The sequence below is a fragment of the Leptospira hartskeerlii genome (genome assembly GCF_002811475.1).
Taxonomy (GTDB): Bacteria; Spirochaetota; Leptospiria; order Leptospirales; family Leptospiraceae; genus Leptospira_B; species Leptospira_B hartskeerlii.
Window position 1 is genome coordinate 1 of the sequence record NZ_NPDL01000005.1, and the last position, 16,963, is coordinate 16,963.

Genomic DNA, 16,963 nt, shown 5'->3' on the forward strand with positions numbered 1-16,963 from the left:
ATGCACCGGGAAAATTGAATCCGTCAAAGACACTGGAGACGGTAAAATTTTTAAGGTTTCCACTACTTGGAAAGATCCTGATCTAAAAAATGGAGACTCCATTTCGGTCAATGGCGCTTGTCACACTGTTACTTCTTTCCAAGAGAAAGGAAACGAATTCGAATTTTATTCTTCTTATAAAACTTTGGAGCTAACGAATTTTGGAAATTTCCAAATCGGAACTAAGATTAATTTAGAAAGATCCGTTCTTCCTCATACTAGAATGGGTGGTCATTTTGTGACCGGCCACGTAGACTTGACTGGGACTATTTCAATTTCAGAAGAAAAAGATTCTGGAAAAGTAAGAAGGTTTGTAATTTCACATGATCCTTCTTTCACCAAATATTTTGCGGTCCGGGGTAGTGTGACTGTGGACGGAATTTCACTCACTATTGTAGATTCCAGACCTGGAGAGTTTGAGCTAGTTTTGATCCCGGAAACTCTTATTGTTACCAACGCCTCCGAAGCATGGAAAATAGGAGCCAAGGTAAACTTAGAAGTGGACCTGATCGCCAGATATTTAGAGCAACTCGGCAAATATAAATAGGGCCTGGCTCGTTCCTGAAATAGTATCCTTGGTTCGAATTACCAACTATCAGTCTCACTTTTCCGAACTGGTTAGGATTTATCATGGAAAAAAAACAGTCCAAGAAATGAGGTGGAATCATGATCGGCTCCATTGAACAGGCAATCGAAGATATAAAAGCGGGGAAGATGATCATTCTCGTGGATTCCGAAGACCGGGAAAACGAGGGGGATCTGGTTTGTGCCGCCCAATTCACTGACAAAGAAAAGGTGAATTTTATGGCCACCTATGGAAGGGGCTTAATTTGTTTTCCTATGGAGGGAGACAGGCTCAGACAACTCGGTCTGAATAGAATGGTGGACGACCTGAGTTTGGGTGACAAACACGGGACCGCATTCACAGTTTCCGTAGACGCAAAGCACGGAACCACTACCGGGATTTCCGCTCAGGACAGGGCGACCACCATCCAAGTACTTATAGATCCTAAAACTACTCCGGGTGACCTGATGAAGCCTGGTCATTTGTTTCCTCTCCAAGCGGTTTCTGGCGGAGTGCTCAGAAGAGCGGGCCATACTGAGGCGTCTGTTGATCTATCAAAACTCGCGGGACTTTATCCTGCTGCCGTCATTTGCGAGATCATGAACGACGATGGAACCATGTCCCGTCTTCCTGATCTGGAAAAATTCGCAGAAAAACACGGACTCAATATTTACACAATCGAAGATCTGATCCGTTACAGAAGGAAAAAAGAAAATCTCATCCATCTGGAAGTTGAAACTAGTCTTCCTACTGAGTATGGGGATTTTACTGTCAGAGCCTATTCTACCATCATCGACGATAAAGTCCATGTTGCATTAGTAAAAGGTAAAATTGATAAGAACGAACCTATAATGGTCCGCGTACATTCCGAGTGTTTTACCGGGGATATTTTCGGAAGCGGGCGTTGTGATTGTGGACCTCAACTCCATTCTGCTCTTTCTATGATCGCTCAAGAAGGGAAGGGTATCCTTCTCTATATGAGGCAAGAAGGTAGAGGGATCGGTCTCATCAATAAACTCAAGGCTTATAATATGCAGGACCAAGGTTTGGATACTGTAGAAGCTAACGAGAAATTAGGATTTGCTCCCGACCTAAGAGAGTATGGAGTCGGCGCTCAAATCCTGAAGGACATAGGAGTTGGGAAGATGAAACTTCTTACCAATAACCCTCGTAAGATCGTAGGTCTGGAAGGTTATGGTTTGGAAGTTACAGATCGTATTCCTATAGAGATAAAACCTACAGGGAATAACCATCACTATCTATTCACTAAAAAAATGAGAATGGGGCATTTACTCGGACTGAACTAAGGTTGTAGTCTGGTTTTTGCCCAGGAGCCGCTTTCTTTTCGGAACAAGATCCGATCGTGTAAGCGGCTTCTTCGTCCCTGCCAAAATTCTATTTCAGAAGCTTCTAATATATATCCTCCCCAATTTTCCGGTAGAGGAACAGTCTTGCCTTCGTATTTTAGTTTTAGTTCTTCATAATGTTTATCTAAAATAGATCTGTCGGCTACAGGATCGCTTTGGGAAGAAGCGAGCGCACCTATTTGGCTTGCGAACGGTCTGGAATGAAAATAGTCTTCGGAACTTTTTCTGGAAACTTTGGAGATCTTTCCTCTAACGCGGACCTGTCTTTCTAATTCTGCCCAGAAAAATACCAGGCAGGCATTCGGATTCGAGTCTAATTCTTTTCCCTTGGCGCTTGCGTAATTCGTATAAAATTGGAATCCTTCATTTTCGATTCCTTTGAGTAGAACGATCCTTGCGTCCGGCATTCCGTCTTTTCGAACAGTCGCCAATGTCATCGCAGTCGGTTCTGTTACTTCAGAATGGACAGCCTGATCGAACCAGATTTTGAAAAAATCGATGGGAGAATCTCCGATATCTTTTTCGTCCAGAGAAGCTTTGCTATATTCGTTACGGATATCAGAGATATTTTTTTGCATATTGCTTATAGAATGAGATCTGCCCAGTTGGGAAGTAAACCTGAATTTGAGAGCATTCTAGCTATAAATGTCAATGCCAGACCGATCGAGAAATATACTCCCATCGGGATCGGAACTTGTCGTAAGCTTTCTCCTTTTTTTCTTTTTAGTACTGTGACTATGACCGCAATCCCATAAGAAGAATTTAAGAAGAAGATCCACCAAGGATGCATGCATAAAAATGCAAAGGCGGGAGCGAATATTGCGTCTGCAAATCCCATACTCGCAGGAAATATAAAATATATTAAGAAAAATACGGCGGAAAAAGAAACATAAACGATCAACTCGGCTTTACCCGGGATAGAATCGAATAATAGATAATTCGCCAATGCTCCAAACAGAAGAATGAAAGGCAAATTTTCGTAGTCCAAAGAAAACTTTTTGAAGTCAGTGCTTGCGGCGACTAACAAATGCCCGCATAAAGCTACGAATGCAAAACTTCCGAGTAATTTTCCGGAAAGAAGAAAGGAGACTACAAATAGTAATCCGAATACAGCCTCACATAGTGAGTAGATTGGATTGATCTGGGCTTTGCAGTTCGAGCATTCTTTTTTAGAGATCCAGTATCCGAATACTGGAATGATCGCGATACCTTTGATCGGTGCTCCGCAGGATTCGCAGGCAGAAGGTTCTATTAAGATTTTTTTAAGTCTGAAAAGTTTGGAGCCGATCTTTCTTTCCTTTCCGTAATAGAATCTGAGGATTCTATAAGCCAAGGTAGAATAAAAACTTCCCATGGAAAAGGAGACTAACACGCCTCCTATCCATATAATGAAGACCAAACTTGGGAATTCGGAATAGTACTCCGCCAAAATTTTCTCTTAAGACGCCAGTTCTTTTAAGGCTTGAACGCCTCGTTTCAGATTCTCCCATTCGGAAGCAAAACTGATACGGATATATTCTTTGGAATCTACGAATATATAGCCTGGGACTAAGATCAGACCTTTTTCTTTTACAGCTCTTACGACAAAATCATCGTCCTTCTCTTTTATTTTTAAGAAGAAGTAGAATGCGCCCCCGCTTTTTTTCAGTTGATAATGGTCTTTCAGATTTTCGTAAACAAAATCCCTCTTTTCCTTATAATCATCTATATAAGGTTGCATCTCGGTTTTTAGAGCTTCTATTCCCATCCACTGGGTGACGGAAGGCGCACAAACCAAAGTGTATTGTTGTAAGGTAGTTAATGTTTTTATAATGGGAGCGGGAGCAACAATCGAAGCAAGTCTAAGCCCGGTCATACTATACGTTTTGGAGAATCCTGAAAGAGTGATTGCTCTTTCATAAAAAGATCCTACAGATAAGAAGGATTTATCGTAATCAAACTTCTCATAGATCTCGTCGGAGATCAGATAAGCTCCCGTTTTTTCCGCAAGTTCCGCAAGCGCAGTCAGTTGTTTTTTGGTTAAAACTGTTCCGGTAGGATTGGAAGGAGTGGAGAAGATAATGATCTTGAGTTTCTTATCCTTGAACGCATTCAGATCTTCCGGTTGAAAATCTTCAGACACTGTATGCATCTTCCCACCGTAAATTTTGATATAAGCAGGATACATTAAGAAGTGAGGAGTTACTACAAGACACTCGTCTCCTTCGTCCAAAAGAGAATTGAAAAGTAATAAAAACGCAGAGCTGATCCCTGAAGTGACCAAAATACGATCAGGACTTGCATAATCGATCTGGTTTTCCTGTTTGTATTTTTGGGAAAGAGCTTCTTTCAGTTCGGGAATTCCTGCAGTTAAGGTATAAGCAGTTTTTCCGTCACGTAGCGCTTTTACTCCAGCTTCTACAATATTTGGAGGACAAGGAAAATGAGGTTGTCCAATGGAAAGATTGATCGGGTCTTTTAAGGTCCCGGCAAGTTCGAATGCTTTTCGGATGGCTGAGGAATCCAAACCTTGGATTCTTTGCGCTAGTACATAATCAAGGGTACTTTGGCTCATATAAATACGCTAATGTGAAAGCCATTTGTTCGTCAAACTGGTTTCGCCAGAACTGTTGGAGTTCCTACATCATACTCATGCATACCTCCGCTGAACAGTTGGAGTTCCCAACCAATCGTTCTCAGAAATAACGAAATGAGATTGCCTCGGAATTCCACTTTCCGGATCTTGGGGACATGGATACAATTTCAATCGCCGGCATCAAAGTACCTAAGTCTAAATTAGGAAATAACTCCGGCTCTTTAGGTTCTGATCTGGTGGAAACGGATTCCACGATTCGGAATTTGCAAAATATTCTGTATCCTCTTTTGGAATCTCGTCCAGTGCTTCTTGTTGGAGATGCTGGGGTCGGTAAAAACGCACTTATCTATTATATCAACTTCAAGAGAAATCATCCTACTGCAAGATTCAGTTTTAACGAAGATACTCTTCCGGAAGATCTGATCGGTTCTTATCGTTTACTTTTGGATGGAAAAGGATTCGCTTGGGGTGACGGTCCGTTGACTTCGGCAGTTAGAACTGGTGCGAGTTTTGTGGCGGATGAGATGAACCTTTGTCCTCCACATATCATCAAACGTTTTTCTACAGTCTACGAATCCAATTATCTGGAATTGATAGAAGGTGATGGAACTCGTATCCATGGTGCGGAAGGTTTCAATTTTATAGGGACCCAAAATCCTTCGGAAGGATTCGAGGGACGTAAACCTCTTCCTTTCGATATCACCAGATATTACTCTACTGTATTTATAGATCCACATACTCCTGACGAGATCTTGTTCATCTTGGGTAAATTGTATCCGAACATGAACGCTGATATTCTGAAATCCTGTATCCGTATTTCGCTCGAGACCGAGAACAAAGTAGTTTCCGGTAATTTAGGAAAAGGTGATTTAGAAAAATATCACTTCAATATCCGAAATCTTAAAAAACTTTGTAATCGTATCCTTGCTTTAAAAGCGGATCAACCTGAGCTTAGATTCAGAGAACTCTGGAATTTTTACGTGGAACCATTCCGCAAAGAAGATGATCGAAATTCTCAAATAGAACTTCTACTTAAAGAAACCGGACTAAAATCCAAACCGAATCTTCCAGAGCCTAAATTTGAAATACATAAGGGCTCCTTATTCTGTAACGATAAAGAAATCCATGTTACCAACGAAAATACTGCAAAAGAAATTCTATCTTCTGTTCCAATGCCTTTAAAACTAAGAGAGTTTGCGGAGAAGGTTTATTCTGCAGTTCAATTCAAAGAAAACGTTCTGATCGAGTATTCTGAAGAACAAGATCCTCAGCTCATTCTGCCATTGTTTACTGAGATCAGTGGTGTTCCTTTGGAAGCTGTGCATCTGTGTAAAGGAATCCATACTGCTGATATTATTGGTGCTCTAAAGCCGATCGCCGGTTCTCAAGTAGGTTGGGTAGATGGCCCTCTTACAAAAGGGATCCGAGAAGGTGGGAATATCCTGATCACTAATCTGGAAGCGGCAGGCGCGGAACTCGTAGAAAAATTAAATATGCTTACCGATGATGCAAGAGCACTTGTTCTTCCTCCGGAAAGTTCAGAAGATAAACCTCTTTCTTTGAAGGAAGATTCTAGGATTTTCGCACTCAAATTATTCAGAAAAACAAAGTCTACTCCTACAATTTCGAGGGCGTTCCGTAACAGGTTTACTTCCGTTCTATTTCCTGAACTGGAAGATAACGCAACACTTCAAGAAATTCTAAACTTCTATCTGCCCGAAGGAGATCTTGTCTCTAAAATGGCGGAGTTCCATATTAAGATTAAGGATCTTTCCAAAAAGAGAACGATCGGTTCTGCAAATCTGATGCCTTATACATTCGGACTTTCTAATCTTCTGCAATGGAAGGATCATATCTTGCGTTATGCGGATGAATCACTCGGAAAAGAAGGATTGAGAGAGATCGCTCTCCGAGGCGGAAAGATCGCTTATTCCAATCAGGTTTCAGATCCTGGAGAAAGAAAAGAATTAGAGAGAATTTTAGAATTCTCCTTATCAGGAATCGAGATTGTATCCGACTTCTTCCAAACCTTGGAGGATAAGAAAAAAAAAACTCTGACCCCTTCTACCGAAATCGAAAAGAAACGTTGGTGGGATCCCGAACTTCATAAGAGAGAACCTCTTACCGGAAAGGCAGAACTTAAAAATTCAGGAAGAGAATTAAGAGAAGGCCTGGAGATCAATACTCCAGAAACGGGCGGTCAAAGAAAAGAAGGACCCGACGCCTGGTACGGACAAGAGACCAGAGGAAACATGGGCCAAGGCGAACCTGCAGGCGGAGGCGGAGCCTGGGGTTATCGCACTGAAGAATTATACAAAGCATTCTTAGCAAAACGCAGGATACTTTGGGAATACACAATCCAAACAAGCATCAAAGAATTTAAGGAAGTATTCGGACGCAGTTTAGAAGAAGTAGAACTGAATTTGGAAAGACTTTTTGATCCGGAGATAGATATCAACCGGATGTATAGAAGTGAAGGTTCACGTATCGACACTCGAAAATATATATCCTTCCTCTCCGGAAAAGGGGACTCTAAGGTATTCGATAAGACCACAATCGATAAGGACGAAGAAAAACTGAAAGGTGTAGAAGTCGCCTTTCTCGTCTCGAAATCTCGTAGGATCTTCAACTTCGAATATTCCGTTGCTACATTATCCGCAATGCTTTCTAGCGCCCATATCCTGGACGAACATGACGTAAACTTCTCCGTAACGGCTTATTCGGATAGAATGAACCGAAAAGATAGGATCGATCTGGTCCAAGTGAAACGAATGGACGAATACTTTGATTCCAAAAAGGAAGAAGAGATGTTCGATTCTCTGCGTTCCGACTGGCAAGGGGATTCAATTGAAGAATACCAGCTCCTTGAGCAGATAGAATCCTACTTTTCCCCGGAGGCCCAGACGAAAATACTGGTTATGATTTCGGACTTTAGGGGACAAAGGGGTAAAACGGAGATCGAACAGGAGATCCAATCCCGAGATAATAAACGTCTAAAGGCAGAGATCTTAAAACATTCGAATAAAAATTACGTGTTTTTGGGCGTGGGACTAGGACGCAGATATATTGCGGAGCATTTATTTCCGGATTCTATCCAAATCACTTCCGAAAACTTTTATAATATGCCGAATTTAATCGGAGCAGAACTGGGAAGATTGATCCTCACTCACCATTCTTCTCGATAACGGCAAGCGGGACAAACCCCGCTCCTTGGGAACTATGGCAACTAAAAAGGAAAAAGACAATAGCCCTCAACCTCTGGTGAATAAAAAAGCCAAGTTTAACTTCGAGTTGATCTCATTCATCGAAGCAGGCATCGTTTTGTCCGGATCGGAAGTCAAAAGTCTCCGAGAAAAAAAAGCAAATCTGACTGACGCGTTTGCTAAGATAAAGAACGGAGAAGTTTACCTGGATAGTTTTTCCATTACTCCGTACAAGAACGGGGGATATTCAAACCATCCGGATATCCGCCCGCGTAAACTTCTACTGAATAGAAAAGAGATAGATAAGTTAGATAAACAGATCAAAGAAAAGGGATTGGTGCTTGTCGCTACTAAAGTATATTTTAAAGACAACCGTTGGGCCAAGGTGGAGTTAGCATTAGGAAAACCTAAAAAACTCTACGATAAACGGGAAGATATGAAAAAAAGCGACGCAAAACTGGAAATCGCGAGAGCGATGAAGACCAAGAATTACTCCTAAATGTCCTCTAAAAAAAGAGTTCCAATTATTAGCATCGTAGGACGCCAGAATGTTGGTAAGTCCACATTATTCAACGCACTTCTTAAAAAGAAATTAGCGATCACCGAGGATTATCCAGGTGTGACGCGCGATGTCCTTCGTGCTCGTGTTTTAAATCCGGAGAAGGGACTGGACTTTATTCTATGCGATACTCCTGGCTTGGATATAGAAAGACCGGAAAGTCTAGAAGAAGCAGTTCTCGAAAATGCTTTCAGACAAGTAGCCGAATCCGACCTTGTAGTTTTTCTTTTAGATCTTCATGAGGTCACTTCATACGATTCCAGACTGATCGATAAATTTAGAAAAGATCCGGAATTGAATCAGATCCCAGTATTATACTGTGTAAACAAAGTGGATCATCCGGAAGACGAAGAAGATCTGGATTCTTTTTATAAAATGGGTTTGTCGGAGATCCTACCGATTTCCGCTATTGGAAGAAGGAATCTTCCTCTTCTTTTGGAAAAGATCGCATTCTTACTTCCAAATGCAAAAAGAAGAAACCAAACCACGGAAGAAGGGGAAACTCCTTCTGTTTCTAACGAGGACTTCAGTCTCGCAATCGTAGGAAAACCGAATGCTGGAAAATCCAGTTTATTAAATGCACTTTGCGGATATGATAGAGCTGTCGTGAGCGAAGTTGCCGGAACAACTCGAGATTCCGTGGATACAACCGTTACCTTTGACGGCAAAAAAATCCGTATCACTGACACTGCAGGCATCCGAAGGAAATCGGATAAGGCAGAAGCCTTGGAATTTTATTCCTACCAAAGAACAAAAAGAACCATCCAAAATTCCGATGTAGTCATTCATCTTTTGGATGCACTTAAAGGTTTTGGAGAATTCGATAAAAAGATCGTTGGAATGCTCCAGGAAGAAGGGAAACCATTCTTACTCGCTGTAAATAAATGGGACGCAATAGAAGATAAGGATAATGATTCCTTTAAAAACTACCAAGAGCGTTTGTATTCCAGATTTCCTCTCTTAAAAGAGATACAAATCATCACTTTAAGTGCTAAGGAAAAACAGAGGATCCATAAGATGATGGAGATGACCATCGATCTTGCGTCCCGTTCTAAGAAAAAGATCTCCACTTCCGAATTGAATCAATCTCTTAGAGCTTGGATGGCGGAAGCGGGTAGGTCCTTCTCCGCAAACAAACCTCCTAAGATGTTGTATTGTACACAAGTTTCTGTTTCTCCGTTTCATTTGATCTTATTCGTAAATCATGTAGATTATTTTAAATCCAACCTATTAACATTCATTAAGAAGAAATTGACTGAAAAGTATAATTTGAAAGGGATCCCGATCCGTTTGGAATTGAGATCTGATCGAAAATGAACGAGCTGTATCCATACTTCTTGCCTGCATCTTTTCTATTAGGTTCTATTCCTTTTGGTTTTTTGGCAGCGAAATTAAAAGGGATAGATATTCGACAAAAAGGAAGCGGGAATATCGGTGCTACCAACGTAACCCGTTTACTTGGATGGAAGATTGGACTACCTGTTTTACTTTTAGATATCGCTAAGGGTGCAGTTTTTCCGCTCACTGTCAGATTGGTATATGGGGATTCCCAAGAATTACTTTCCCTTTTTTGCGGAGTTGTCGCGGTTCTAGGTCATATGTTTTCTCCCTTCTTAAAATTTAAAGGGGGCAAAGGAGTGGCGACTAGTTTCGGAGTATTTGCAGTGCTTGCTCCAGGCCCAACTCTAATTACATTAATTGTATTCTTAAGTTTGAAAAAGATTTTTGGTTTCGTATCTATTGGTTCTATAGGAGGAGCGGTCACCCTACCTATTTCGTATTATCTACTTTCTTTAATAGAAGGCAAAAGTTTTAATACACCTATCTTTTGGGCAATCATATGTATCAGTTCTACGATCTTGGTTTTACACAGAACCAATTTGATCCGGTTGATCAAAGGCCAAGAGTTTGCTTCCGATAAAGAGAAGTATAAAGACCAAGAATAAACTTTTTCTAAAATTTCCAAATTTCAGTTTTAGGCTTGAACTGAAAGAGAGTCCGATCTAAAAATCTTCCTTAAGGTTTATGATTCACAAGGAGATAGACGAAAATCGTACCAGGGAAGAGAAGATCGAGAGTCTGAATCGATTCTTGCAAGCTCATCCTTTGGCGGAAATCCAAGATCTGTACAAATGGCTCTATTACGGAGAATTCGGAGAGATCGCCATCCAAGAATTTTATACCGAAAAAAAGAATGCTCCTGCTCTTCACTCTATGTTGGAAGAGTTAAGATTCGACGCGGACAATAATATTTCTCCTGAAAATGTTTGGGAACCTCTTGGTTTTTCGCAAAGATATCTTATGGTCTATCTTACACCATATTACAATATGGAATATCCTCTGATGAGAGTGGTTAATCTAATCCAAAGGTCTTCTGCTTTCCAAGGATATAGAATGAGATTCAAACTAGATTGGATCTTACTCAAGGACGAGATAGTCTCCCGCAATATTGGCTTCTCCAAACAAGACTTTATCAATTTTGAAGATAGGATCCAGTTCCATCAATTGCCTGAGCTGGACTTCTCGGATACATTCAAACAAAATTATCCGGCAGCCAAAAGGATTATCGCAGGCAAATTATTCTTCGAATATTTCCCGGAATTTATAGGAGAACCGAGGGGATTTACGTTACTCGAGGACGAGGCTGGTTCTTCTATTCCGGAAGAGGAGGAAGAAATGGTTTATCCGCGCTGGGAAGGTGAGGCATTGTAGTGAAACCTACAATCCTCTTTGACCCGTCTGTTGGAGTTCCTACCACGCGACACAAAAGACGCTTTTTTCCCAGAAATTTCTTTCTTTACAAAACTTGCTGAATAGTCTAAATTTTGTAAAAATAGGATTCGCAGTTATGTTACAAGAAATCAATGCAGCTGGAAGCAATAACCGAGCAGCTCAACAATTCTCCCAATCCGAATTCACTATCCGCAATATGCCGGATCGTCTTCACCCGCTGAGCAACATGGATACAGTTGTTACAGCACCGAAGAGTCTCGCCAAGGTAGGCGTAAATACCGACGATCAAATGACACGCAGGGGTTATCTAATCGATCTAAATGCATGATCTTTCAGATACAGGCTAAATCGAAAGGAAAACCCGGCACTAAGGCCGGGTTTTTTATTATACTCCTCTTCAAGGAGAAAACAAAAAAACTGGTAATGAGGCAGAACTAGGAATGTTCCAAAATCAATCTATAAAATTCTTTATCCTTCTTGTAATCGCCATGGTGAGTTGGGGATTCGCTTGGCCTTCTGCAAAATCGATTGTGGGCACTGAACCTCCTATCGTAATCGTGTTCTGGAGATTTTTAGCGACTGCACTTTCTTTGGTTCCGATCTTGATCTTGAGAAAAGAATCAATCGCTTTGCCTGATAAAAAAGGATTAGTACAGGTTGCAACAGGCGCCGTATTATACACAATCTACAATCAATTCTTCTTATTGGGACTTACGCAAGGATTAGCCGGAGCCGGTGGGGTTTTAGTCACCACAATGAATCCGATCTTTACCTATATCTTGGTCCACACCTTCCAAAGAAAACTCCCTTCCGGAAAAGAATTTATAGGTTTGTTCATCGGATTAACTGGCGGATTTTTACTCTTAAAAATTTGGGAAGGAGATTGGACGCAACTGTTCCAATCGGGAAACGTTTACTTTTTACTTTGCGCGTTCAGTTGGGCAATTCTAAGCATGAACAGCCATAGCACCGGACAAAGAATTTCTCCTATGGTATACAGCTTTTATGTGTTTAGTATCGGAACAGTGCTTGATCTATTTCTTGCATTTCCATATGACTTAAGCGGAGTAATGGATAATAATTGGAATTTTTGGGCTCAACTACTTTATCTTTCCGTAATATCTACAACGTTCGGTACCACAGTGTATTTTTACGCTTCAAGTAGATTAGGTTCCAGGACGGCGAGTTCCTTTATATTCTTAGTTCCAGTCACGGCACTTTTTGGAAGTTGGATCTTTCTGGGAGAAGAGCCTAAATTGAGCACATTACTAGGTGGGATGTTTGCGATCTCTTCAGTGATCATACTGAATAGAACTCAAGGAAAAAAAGAAGAAGTTTCGGAGACGGAGGAAGAGTTAGAAGTCCCGAATTAACCCCAATTACTTTTATAAAAATGTCTGCCTTTAGGAGCCACCTGGAAACCTTCCGGGTGCTCCACGATCAGACTTGCTTCTTTTAGATCCTCTAAATGAGGTCTCAGCTTCCATTCGGTAAAGGAAGTATTCAGTTCCAAATCCCTCATCGTAAGAAATCCTCCTTCGGAAGACGCCCTATAAATATCTTGTAGGATTTGATTTTCAATACCGCTCATTGAAACCGTTTTTTAATACAGTCGAGGAGCGGTCACGTCCAAAAATACATAAGCCCCTGACTCTACTTCTCTACTAAAAACGATCAGATCTTTGACCGCGTCGCTATCAAAGTAACGCTCACTCATTCCCCAATCATCAGGCTTTCTCATAGAGTCCCTAAGCTGCCTATAGAAATACGGAAGATAAGACCAATTTTTACCGATCCCATGGCTTGTTTCCCTAAAGGAATCCTCACCTGTTCTCATGTAATATGGAGACAATTGAGTTCCCTTAGAATCGGTGATATACACTCTATGGATCTCTTTGGAAGATTGGAAAACTGTATAAGCATCTATCAAATACCTATTAGCTATTTTTAATATAGGGAAAGGATTCAGAAGTTCTCCTAAAGTCAATCTGATCTTATTTTCGAAATTTAATTCCTGGCGAAGTGCTTCCATTTTTTTCTGATGAAAAAATTTCACCATTTCTTTGATGGAGAGAGAAGGTTCCTTGCCTGTGGAAAGTTCTGCTCCCGGTTTCAAAAGTAAAAATCCCTGTAGGAATCTCGCCCCTCCTTCTAATGCAAAGTATAATTCCTCTTGGGTTTCCAGCCCTTCGTATAAGACGGAAGCGCCTAAAGAGAATGCTAGGTCTCTTATGTGTTCCAAAACTTTCCTGACAGAAGGAGAACGAGAAGAGGCTCTGATCAATCTGAGATCTAATTTTAAAAAGTCCGGGCGGAGAAGTCCCACTCTTTCTATTCCGGAAGCCTCCGATCCTAAATCGTCCAATGCGATCTTAAATCCGTATGCACGGAGAAGGTCCACTGCGATCCTTAAGGAATCCAAACTACCGGAAAATTCTTCTTCGGTGACTTCTAGTATGATACGATTCGGCTCTATTCCGTATTCTCTAGTTAAGCGTAATAATCTGAAAGAGTCTATCCTTTCATTCTCCAATTCCCTATAAAGACGGTTCGGAGAGATATTTAGGAACAATTTAGAATGGTCTGGATGAACTTTAAGTTTTTCTAATGCTTTTCTCCAGATCTCATCTTCTAATTTTCCCAGTTCAGAATCGGATAAACCGGTTTCCGAAGAGAATAAATACCCAGCAGAAACGATACCGTCTGCTGTCTTTTTGCGAGCCAAAACTTCATGAGCGAAAATTCGCCCGTCTTCAACCGATAAGATTGGTTGGAAGAATGGTATAATTTCCGTTTCTTCGGCTTGGAGGATCACCTTTCGTTATATCGAATGATATTATCGTTATAGCAAACATAAATCCCGAAATGAGTTTGTTTTAGAAGGAAATTAGTTAATATTATTAAATTAGTTTAATATAATTAACGAGAGGCATGATGAATCGAATATTTAATGATCTCGGCTAAGGCCTTTTCATCAGAGAATGCAAAAGCTGGTCCCCATAATACAAAAGGCCATCCAAACCAATTTTTTATTTCTATAGCTGGGATCTGTATTTGTTGGGTTTTGTTCTTTTGATCTACGTTTGAAATCTCCATATTCCATTCTTCTTTAAAAAATCCAGGGAATAATAAAAGAGAAAACGAAGATAGATACAGAGACCAATGTATTTTGCGATGAAAACTACCGATTTTAATGATTATTGCAGATGAGAAATTTTGATCGTTAGATGGGCCAATGGAATCATAAAAACAATTCCAGCTCTTTCTATCTTTGCATAACTCAGAAGCAATGAGTGAAATTTGCTCTATAAATTTCCTTTTTCTTGGAGGGTAATATTTGAATGCAGAGCTTACTCCGTTCTCTGATGCAAAGTCAGCGGGCATCCAATCTTTTATCCAAAGCTTGCATGTGTTCGTCTTATCATTATCTACACAAAAAGAAGATGGATCTCCTTTTTTACAAAATTCTACACATCGATCTCCAACTAAGAAAATTTGTAATTTGATCGGCTTAAGTGATTTGGTTTGATCCGGTTTTGGACTGACAGAGAGGGGAGATACCATGGACCTATAAATGCATCCATGATTCATAAATATAATTAGAAAGATTAAGGAATGAAATCCTTTAACAAACATTCGATGAGATCTTAATTCTTCATTTTCTACTAAATAATCTATTCATTTAGTTTGGCTTTCTATTTTTTCCTTTCGGTGTAATAGGTTGAGGATCCGGATTATCTGTTTCATTCATTCTAAATGGTGCAGGAAAGGTAGTATGAAATTCATCCATTTGTTTTTCATTATATCTATCAGCTGCATTAATAACCCTATATAAATGATCTTCTTGCTCTCTATTAAAGTAAATCGAACCAGTAGTGGCAAAATCATCTCCCATAAAATCGACGAGAAAGAATCCTGCTAAGAAATCTGCTACCTCTGCATAATGACATTCTAGTTCCGCACCTATTAAGACTACTCCTAGTTTAGCCCCGGTACTCCAATAATCACGATAATTTACGTAAAGCGGATTACTCGGCATATGTACAAAGAAACCGTCCCAAATTCCTGCATAGGCTCTTCTTCCCGTTCCAATCCTTCTTCCATGAATTGCGGATCCACCAAATCCTAAAAATGCATATTCGGCCGAAGATTCTTCCGTTATTCCTAGATTTCTTTTTTGGGACCATCCCGCAGATACTGTTTTTCCAGCGTATAAGGTTACCTGAACAGCGCGTGTATACCAAGCGCTTGCTCCGATTTGAGGGCCTATCATTACGTTAATGCTATATATATCTAGTAAATCTAATATACGATCCGGAATATACCATGCTAATTTCTCCCAAAAACTATTCTCTTCCGGAGATCTCTTAGAAAATCCTTGCCCGAGCGCATTATCATATTTAGTCCTTTTTTGCCAAATATCCGGTAATTGTTCCCAGAGAAGCTCCGCTTTTTCATTTTCCGGATAAATCCTAAAAACTGCTCTTAAGGATTCAGAAGCTTCTCCATATTTTTTCCCTTCAATCAAACGTTCTGCGTCGTTTAATAAATATTTCACAGATGTATTTACATCTTTATATGCCGGTACAGATGCACAATTTAAAATGGAGGTGGTCAGATAGAAGAATATTATAATTATAAAATATGCCTGAATCTTTTTGGGATTCATTTTGTTTGCTTTCATATTAAATTTGAAGCAGCTTTTTGGTGATTTATAAAATTTTCCAGATTCCAAAACTTAATAACTCCGCTTTTAATATTTGTATCCGAATTCGATCCCAATTTGGGATCTAGTGTCTCTTGCAGTTGGAAAAGGACCCATAGGAGGAATTACAGTGGAAACAAATTGCAAAGCATTATTAGAAAGGAAACCACTCGAATCAGGTAAATTCGTTTCTTTAATTTTTTGAACAGATTCTTGATACGCGAATGATATTCTAAAGAACGTAATTTCACTAAAATCGTATCTATATCCTAAAGAAGTCCTAAAACCTTCTAATTCGCTTTTTACTATGCCGCCAATTTTACTGCCTCCGGGAAAACTGATAGATGGAGAGATATATAAGGTAATAGAGCGGTTCTCATATCTAGAATCATTTGCAAAACTCTGAAAATATTCTAAACCAAAATCTAAACTAGATAAGGGAGTAAGATTGAATTTATAGTTTAGCCCAATGACAGCATTCCCGAAAACTTCAGAAAATTTAACTTTTTCTAAATAGGTCGAATCAATTCCCGAATAAGGAGTCCCGTTCGAAGTTCCTACATAAGGATACGGCTTTGATGAGGCAGTGAATGTGTTTCCATAAGTCTCAAATCCGATACGCAAAGCTAAATTTTCTAGAAGTTTATTTGAGGAATTTTCAAAAAAGAAAAAATCCGTCAAGAATGCGATCCTGGAAGTTATAAGTGTATTATTCGAAAAAGTTTTGAACGATAGATCGTTCAGACTTACTGGAGAGCCGGAAGCGCTATAATTCAAAGTCGATAGATCATTTAGTTTATTATTCCCGGAGCTTAAACTAGCGTGAGAAAGGAAATAATTCGTACGAATGAAATTACTATGCCTAATATCCGTTTCCCATTCCAAACCTTGCCCTTGGAAATTAGAAATAGAAGATTTTACAATTTCTTTCGAATCGGAGCCTATCTGATTTAATCCTCTTGAATTCACAATATTCATCGCATTACTAGCAGTGGCCGAATGGATAGATATATTTGTAATTCTAATTTTAGAGATTGTATATCCTTCTGTCGTTTGGTCCTTATCTTTTGAATATAAGGAAGTGCTCAGTAAGAGTAGGCTGAGTAAGATCCAAATATTAATATATTTCAAAAGAAACACCTCAGATCGTCTTCTTGAAAGCGAATGACGTTATACTATGAAATTAATTTCAGAATTCGATTTTTACCTCAATCATT

17 protein-coding genes are annotated in these 16,963 nt (G+C 39.8%); 9 read left to right on the forward strand and 8 right to left on the reverse strand.

The window, feature by feature from the left end; genetic code table 11:
• Window positions 1–586 (forward strand): riboflavin synthase (locus CH352_RS10020; protein WP_100706994.1); only part of this gene is annotated, 586 nt, incomplete at its 5' end.
• A gap of 119 nt (window positions 587–705) precedes the next feature.
• Window positions 706–1,911 carry a bifunctional 3,4-dihydroxy-2-butanone-4-phosphate synthase/GTP cyclohydrolase II gene (locus tag CH352_RS10025; protein WP_100706995.1) on the forward strand — a complete coding sequence of 402 codons (1,206 nt, stop codon included), beginning with the start codon at window positions 706–708 and terminating at the stop codon, window positions 1,909–1,911.
• Here the strand turns inward: CH352_RS10025 and pdxH are convergent.
• From pdxH to CH352_RS10040, 3 genes are read right to left on the reverse strand one after another with little or no spacing between them, the layout of a single operon-like run.
• Complete coding sequence (gene pdxH, locus CH352_RS10030; protein WP_100706996.1) at window positions 1,908–2,549, reverse strand: pyridoxamine 5'-phosphate oxidase; 642 nt, start codon at window positions 2,547–2,549, stop codon at window positions 1,908–1,910. The genes CH352_RS10025 and pdxH overlap by 4 nt on opposite strands.
• 5 nt (window positions 2,550–2,554) lie before the next feature.
• Complete coding sequence (locus tag CH352_RS10035) at window positions 2,555–3,400, reverse strand: prepilin peptidase (protein WP_100706997.1); 846 nt, start codon at window positions 3,398–3,400, stop codon at window positions 2,555–2,557.
• Between the two features lie 9 nt (window positions 3,401–3,409).
• The gene (locus tag CH352_RS10040) at window positions 3,410–4,525 is read right to left on the reverse strand and encodes a pyridoxal phosphate-dependent aminotransferase (RefSeq protein ID WP_100706998.1); all 1,116 of its coding nucleotides are present in this window, start codon (window positions 4,523–4,525) and stop codon (window positions 3,410–3,412) included.
• A 176-nt stretch (window positions 4,526–4,701) separates the two neighbouring features.
• On the opposite strand from CH352_RS10040, the gene CH352_RS10045 reads away from it, so the two are divergent.
• The 7 genes from CH352_RS10045 (at window position 4,702) to CH352_RS10075 (ending at window position 12,414) form a co-directional block, all read left to right on the forward strand.
• The gene (locus CH352_RS10045) at window positions 4,702–7,731 is read left to right on the forward strand and encodes an AAA family ATPase (RefSeq protein ID WP_100706999.1); all 3,030 of its coding nucleotides are present in this window, start codon (window positions 4,702–4,704) and stop codon (window positions 7,729–7,731) included.
• 34 nt (window positions 7,732–7,765) lie between these two features.
• On the forward strand, window positions 7,766–8,248 hold the full coding sequence (gene smpB, locus CH352_RS10050; RefSeq protein ID WP_086446672.1) for an SsrA-binding protein: 483 nt from the start codon (window positions 7,766–7,768) through the stop codon (window positions 8,246–8,248).
• The gene (der, locus tag CH352_RS10055; protein ID WP_100707000.1) at window positions 8,249–9,625 is read left to right on the forward strand and encodes a ribosome biogenesis GTPase Der; all 1,377 of its coding nucleotides are present in this window, start codon (window positions 8,249–8,251) and stop codon (window positions 9,623–9,625) included.
• Window positions 9,622–10,254, forward strand: a complete 633-nt coding sequence (plsY, locus tag CH352_RS10060; protein WP_207766687.1) for a glycerol-3-phosphate 1-O-acyltransferase PlsY — start codon at window positions 9,622–9,624, stop codon at window positions 10,252–10,254. The genes der and plsY overlap by 4 nt, the downstream gene beginning before the upstream one ends.
• Window positions 10,255–10,333: 79 nt before the next feature.
• Complete coding sequence (locus CH352_RS10065; RefSeq protein ID WP_100707001.1) at window positions 10,334–11,020, forward strand: hypothetical protein; 687 nt, start codon at window positions 10,334–10,336, stop codon at window positions 11,018–11,020.
• Between the two features lie 136 nt (window positions 11,021–11,156).
• A complete protein-coding gene (locus CH352_RS10070; RefSeq protein WP_100707304.1) occupies window positions 11,157–11,369 on the forward strand; it encodes a hypothetical protein in 213 nt (70 codons plus the stop codon).
• A 112-nt stretch (window positions 11,370–11,481) separates the two neighbouring features.
• Entirely contained in the window at window positions 11,482–12,414 is a 933-nt protein-coding gene (locus CH352_RS10075) for a DMT family transporter (RefSeq protein ID WP_100707002.1), read from the forward strand.
• Here the strand turns inward: CH352_RS10075 and CH352_RS10080 are convergent.
• From CH352_RS10080 to CH352_RS10100, 5 genes are all read right to left on the reverse strand, one after another.
• The gene (locus tag CH352_RS10080; RefSeq protein ID WP_100707003.1) at window positions 12,411–12,632 is read right to left on the reverse strand and encodes a hypothetical protein; all 222 of its coding nucleotides are present in this window, start codon (window positions 12,630–12,632) and stop codon (window positions 12,411–12,413) included. The two genes, CH352_RS10075 and CH352_RS10080, sit on opposite strands and share 4 nt — an antisense overlap.
• Before the next feature lie 12 nt (window positions 12,633–12,644).
• Complete coding sequence (locus tag CH352_RS10085; RefSeq protein WP_100707004.1) at window positions 12,645–13,856, reverse strand: EAL domain-containing protein; 1,212 nt, start codon at window positions 13,854–13,856, stop codon at window positions 12,645–12,647.
• Window positions 13,857–13,960: 104 nt separating this feature from the next.
• Window positions 13,961–14,605 carry a hypothetical protein gene (locus tag CH352_RS10090; RefSeq protein WP_100707005.1) on the reverse strand — a complete coding sequence of 215 codons (645 nt, stop codon included), beginning with the start codon at window positions 14,603–14,605 and terminating at the stop codon, window positions 13,961–13,963.
• Between the two features lie 118 nt (window positions 14,606–14,723).
• Window positions 14,724–15,710 (reverse strand): outer membrane protein assembly factor BamD, encoded by a 987-nt coding sequence (locus CH352_RS10095; RefSeq protein WP_125169479.1) that lies wholly within the window; start codon window positions 15,708–15,710, stop codon window positions 14,724–14,726.
• A gap of 84 nt (window positions 15,711–15,794) precedes the next feature.
• Window positions 15,795–16,877, reverse strand: coding sequence for a hypothetical protein (locus CH352_RS10100; protein ID WP_125169480.1), 1,083 nt, complete (start codon window positions 16,875–16,877; stop codon window positions 15,795–15,797).
• Window positions 16,878–16,963: the final 86 nt, after the last annotated feature.

Bases quoted from the DNA above. Each gene is read 5' to 3' on its own strand.
- smpB (WP_086446672.1), top strand. From the start codon at position 7,766: ATGGCAACTAAAAAGGAAAAAGACAATAGCCCTCAACCTCTGGTGAAT.
- CH352_RS10065 (WP_100707001.1), top strand. From the start codon at position 10,334: ATGATTCACAAGGAGATAGACGAAAATCGTACCAGGGAAGAGAAGATC.
- CH352_RS10075 (WP_100707002.1), top strand. From the start codon at position 11,482: ATGTTCCAAAATCAATCTATAAAATTCTTTATCCTTCTTGTAATCGCC.
- plsY (WP_207766687.1), top strand. From the start codon at position 9,622: ATGAACGAGCTGTATCCATACTTCTTGCCTGCATCTTTTCTATTAGGT.
- CH352_RS10045 (WP_100706999.1), top strand. From the start codon at position 4,702: ATGGATACAATTTCAATCGCCGGCATCAAAGTACCTAAGTCTAAATTA.
- CH352_RS10080 (WP_100707003.1), bottom strand. From the start codon at position 12,632: ATGAGCGGTATTGAAAATCAAATCCTACAAGATATTTATAGGGCGTCT.
- CH352_RS10040 (WP_100706998.1), bottom strand. From the start codon at position 4,525: ATGAGCCAAAGTACCCTTGATTATGTACTAGCGCAAAGAATCCAAGGT.
- der (WP_100707000.1), top strand. From the start codon at position 8,249: ATGTCCTCTAAAAAAAGAGTTCCAATTATTAGCATCGTAGGACGCCAG.
- CH352_RS10090 (WP_100707005.1), bottom strand. From the start codon at position 14,605: ATGGTATCTCCCCTCTCTGTCAGTCCAAAACCGGATCAAACCAAATCA.
- CH352_RS10070 (WP_100707304.1), top strand. From the start codon at position 11,157: ATGTTACAAGAAATCAATGCAGCTGGAAGCAATAACCGAGCAGCTCAA.
- CH352_RS10095 (WP_125169479.1), bottom strand. From the start codon at position 15,710: ATGAATCCCAAAAAGATTCAGGCATATTTTATAATTATAATATTCTTC.
- CH352_RS10025 (WP_100706995.1), top strand. From the start codon at position 706: ATGATCGGCTCCATTGAACAGGCAATCGAAGATATAAAAGCGGGGAAG.
- pdxH (WP_100706996.1), bottom strand. From the start codon at position 2,549: ATGCAAAAAAATATCTCTGATATCCGTAACGAATATAGCAAAGCTTCT.